Origin of the sequence: Mesorhizobium sp. M4A.F.Ca.ET.050.02.1.1, from assembly GCF_003997725.1 — a bacterium.
Lineage (GTDB): Bacteria > Pseudomonadota > Alphaproteobacteria > Rhizobiales > Rhizobiaceae > Mesorhizobium.
In genome coordinates this window covers 1-3911 of the sequence record NZ_RZSG01000572.1, presented here as the reverse complement: position 1 = coordinate 3911, position 3911 = coordinate 1, and the positions used below count along the sequence as shown (strand labels likewise).

Annotated in this window: 3 protein-coding genes and 1 pseudogene; all 4 read left to right on the top strand. The window is 63.6% G+C overall.

What is annotated here, in order from left to right; translation table 11 throughout:
* Positions 1-664: pseudogene (locus EOA33_RS27095) on the top strand (ABC transporter substrate-binding protein); the annotation flags it as partial.
* A gap of 104 nt (positions 665-768) precedes the next feature.
* The gene (locus EOA33_RS27090) at positions 769-1776 is read left to right on the top strand and encodes an ABC transporter permease (protein ID WP_126055954.1); all 1008 of its coding nucleotides are present in this window, start codon (positions 769-771) and stop codon (positions 1774-1776) included.
* Entirely contained in the window at positions 1777-2913 is a 1137-nt protein-coding gene (locus EOA33_RS27085; RefSeq protein WP_127407035.1) for an ABC transporter permease, read from the top strand.
* Positions 2914-2923: 10 nt separating this feature from the next.
* Positions 2924-3911: ATP-binding cassette domain-containing protein (locus EOA33_RS27080; RefSeq protein WP_145989302.1), on the top strand; the 988-nt coding region annotated here is incomplete at its 3' end.

Below are 3911 nucleotides of genomic sequence, written 5' to 3'. Positions count from 1 at the left end.
GGACACCGACGGCGACGGCTTCGTGAACTTCCCCACAGGAACCGCCGGCGGCAAGAACGTCGAGATCGTCATGCTGGTCAACAATGACTACACCACCGACAAGAGCCTTGCCGAGGGCGTCGTCGGCCAGATGGAGAAGCTCGGGCTTCGCGTCGTGCTCAACGGCCTCAATGGAACCCAGCGCGATGCCTCGCAATATTCCGGCCGCTTCGACTGGCTGGTGCGGCGCAACGACCAGGAGCTGACTTCTGTGGTGCAGAACACCGAGCAGCTCGCTCCGGTCGGCCCGAAGACCAGCTGGAACCACCGCGCGCCGGAAAGCGGCGAGGTCGACCTGATGCCGTTCGAGAAGGATCTCGTCGACATCGTCCGAAAGTTCGTCTCGTCACAGGACAATGACGAGCGCGCCAGCCTGATGAAGCAGTTCCAGAAGATCTCGACGGAACATGTCTACAATGTCGGCCTGACCGAATATCCCGGCGCGTTGATCGTCAACAAGCGTTTCTCCAACATCCCGCAGGGAACGCCGATCTTCATGTTCAACTGGGCCGAGGATTCGATCATCCGCGAGCGGGTCTTCGTCGCCGCCGACAAGCAGCACAAATACGAACTGTTCCCCGAGCAGCTTCCAGGCAAGCCCGGGGACAAGGGCCCGACGAACTGAGTTTCCTCCCCTGACCAAACTCCCGGCCGCGCCGCGCGCGCGGCCGGGACGAGATGAAGTCAGCGGCCAACCACTGAAGCGTGAATGCGAGGAGAACCGGACCGATGCTGCGATTCTTGGCTACGCGCATAGCGTCGGCGATCCCGGTCCTCGCCATACTGAGCCTGGTCACCTTTGCCATCATCCAGGCGCCGCCGGGCGACTATGCCGACTACATCCGCTCGCAACTCATCAACCAGGGCGGCGCCTCGTTCGCCGAAGCCGACGCGCAGGCGCAGGCCTACCGCGTCGAGCATGGCCTCGATAAGCCGCTGCCCATCCAGTATCTGAACTGGATCGGTGGTATCATCACCCGCGGCGATTTCGGCTACAGCCTCTATTACAACAAGCCAGTGGCCGATGTGGTCGGCGAGCGCCTGCCGCGCACGCTGCTGCTGGCGCTGGTCTGCCATCTGCTCGCCTCGGTGCTGGGCATCACATTCGGCATATGGGCGGCGACCCGGCAATATTCCTGGATCGACTCGACGCTGTCGGCCATTTCCTTTCTCGGCATGACGGTGCCGCGCTTCCTGATGGCGCTGATCATCGTCTATCTCCTGGTCTTCCAGTTAAACGTGTCGGAGATCGGCAGCTTCTTTTCGCCGGAGTATGGCGGCGCGCCGTGGTCGTGGGCAAAGTTCGTCGACCTGGTCAAGCATGTCTGGCCGGTGGTGGCGATCGCGACTTTCGGCGGGCTCGCCTACAACATGCGAGTCATGCGCGGCAATCTGCTCGACACGCTGAACGCGCAATATGTCGAGACGGCCAAGGCCAAGGGGCTGACTGGCGGCGCCGTCGTCATGCGCCATGCCGTGCCCAATGCACTGCATCCGCTGGTCATGTATCAGGGCGTGGTGCTGCCCTACATGCTGACCGGCGAGATCGAGACGGCGATTATCTTCGCGCTGCCGACCGTCGGACCGGCGATCGTGGGCTCGATGGCGGTCGGCGACGTCTATGTCACCGCCACCTTCATGATGGTGCTGTCGGCGACACTGATCGTCGGCAACATCATCGCCGACATGCTGCTCGTCCTGCTCGATCCGCGCATCCGCCAATACGGGGAGGGCTAGATGCTGGCGCGCGACACATCACTGCCACCGCCGCCCGCCGAGGGAGCCATCGAGAAATCCGCGCGCGGCAATGAGAGCTACATCGCGCTGGTCTGGCGGCGGCTGAAGCGTTCGTGGACCGGGATGGCCGGGCTTTGGCTCGTCGCGCTTCTGCTTCTCATGGCGGTGTTCGCGGAGTTTCTGGCTCCAATGGACCCGAAGGCCACGGATATAGGCTTCGCCCCGCCGCAGCTGCCGAGCTTCCATGACAAGGACGGCAATTTCGTCGCGCGACCGAGGGTGTATGCGCTGGCCGATTCCGCCGATCTCGATCCGGTCACCTTCCAGCCGATCGTCGGCCCCGACTATGAGCATCCGAGACTGCTTGGGTTCTTCGTCGAGGGCGCGCCCTACAAGCTCCTCGGACTGGTCCCGGCGGACCGGCATTTCTTCGCCTCCATGGACGGACAGCCGGTGCATTTCCTCGGCACCGACAAGTTCGGCCGCGACGTGCTGTCACGCGCCATCCACGGCTCGCGCGTCTCGCTGATGATCGCGCTGACGGTCGTCTTCATCATCACCATCATCGGCACCACCGTCGGCATGGTCTCCGGCTATTTCGGCGGCAGGTTCGACGTCTGGGTGCAGCGCTTCGTCGAACTGGTGCTCGCCTTCCCGCAGCTGCCGCTCTACCTGGCGCTGACCACGCTGATCCCGGTCACCGCGCCGACCAACGTTTTCCTCGCCTTTGTCATCATCGTCATGTCGGCGCTGGGCTGGGCGCAGATGTCGCGCGAGGTGCGCGGCAAGACACTGGCGCTGGCGCGAATAGACTATGTACGCGCCGCCATGGCGGTCGGCGCCACCGACCGGCGCATCATCATGCAGCACATCTTCCCCAATGTGATGAGCCACGTGATCGTCGCCGTGACACTGGCGATCCCGACGGTGGTGCTGCTCGAATCCTTCCTCGGTTTCCTCGGCTTTGCGGTCAAGCCGCCGCTGATCTCGTGGGGGTTGATGCTGCAGGACACCGCGACCTATTCGGTCATCGGCACCTATCCCTGGATTCTGTCGCCGGTCGGTTTCGTGCTGGTCACCGTCTTTGCCTTCAACGCGCTGGGCGACGGCCTGCGCGATGCCGTCGACCCCTATTGAGGTGGCTGGGATGTCCGTTGTACTCGCCGAACCCTTCGCACCAGCCTTCCGCCGCGACCATGGCGGGCGCCAGGACAAGCCCATCATCGACGCCCGCAACATCGAGGTCGCCTTCAAGGTCGAGCATGGCGTCGTCGATGCGGTCAAGGACGTCTCGTTCCAGCTCTATCGCGGCGAGACGATCGCGATCGTCGGCGAATCGGGTTCCGGCAAGTCTGTGACGGCGCGCACGGTCATGGGGTTGCTGTCGCGGCGTGCGACCGTGTCGCCCAGATCGAGCGTCGAATATGACGGCCAGGACATCCTGAAATTCCCGGAGAGCGCTCGGCGCAAGCTGCGTGGCAACCGCATCTCGATGATCTTCCAGGAGCCGATGAGCTCGCTCAACCCGATCTATACGGTCGGCAGCCAGATCGTCGAAGCGATCAGGGTGCACCGCAAGGTCAGCCGCAAGGAGGCCTGGGCGCGGGCGCTGGAGCTTTTGCGGCATGTCCAGATCCCTGAACCGGAAGCGCGGCTGAAGCAGTATCCGCATCAGCTCTCCGGCGGGCAGCGCCAGCGGGTGATGATCGCCATGGCTCTGGCAAACGATCCCGATGTGCTGATCGCCGACGAGCCGACGACAGCGCTCGACGTGACGGTGCAGGCGCAGATCCTGAACCTGATCCGCAACCTGCAGAAGGAATTGCGGATGGCGGTGATCCTGATCACCCACGACCTCACTGTGGTGCGCAAGTTCTCCGACTACGTCTATGTCATGCAGCATGGCGAGATGTGCGAACACAATATCACGGAACGGCTCTTCGCCGATCCGCAGCATCCCTATACGCGACGGCTGCTGGCCTCCGAGCCGCGTGGGCGGCCGCAACCATTGCCCGAGGGCTGCGGCACCATCCTCGAAGCGAACCGCGTGCGCGTCTGCTTCATGCTGCGCCACGGCAGCTTCCTGAAGCCCGACTGGCGCGAGCTGGTCGCCGTCGACGACCTCGACCTCAAGC

Bases quoted from the DNA above. Each gene is read 5' to 3' on its own strand.
- EOA33_RS27085 (WP_127407035.1), top strand. From the start codon at position 1,777: ATGCTGGCGCGCGACACATCACTGCCACCGCCGCCCGCCGAGGGAGCC.
- EOA33_RS27090 (WP_126055954.1), top strand. From the start codon at position 769: ATGCTGCGATTCTTGGCTACGCGCATAGCGTCGGCGATCCCGGTCCTC.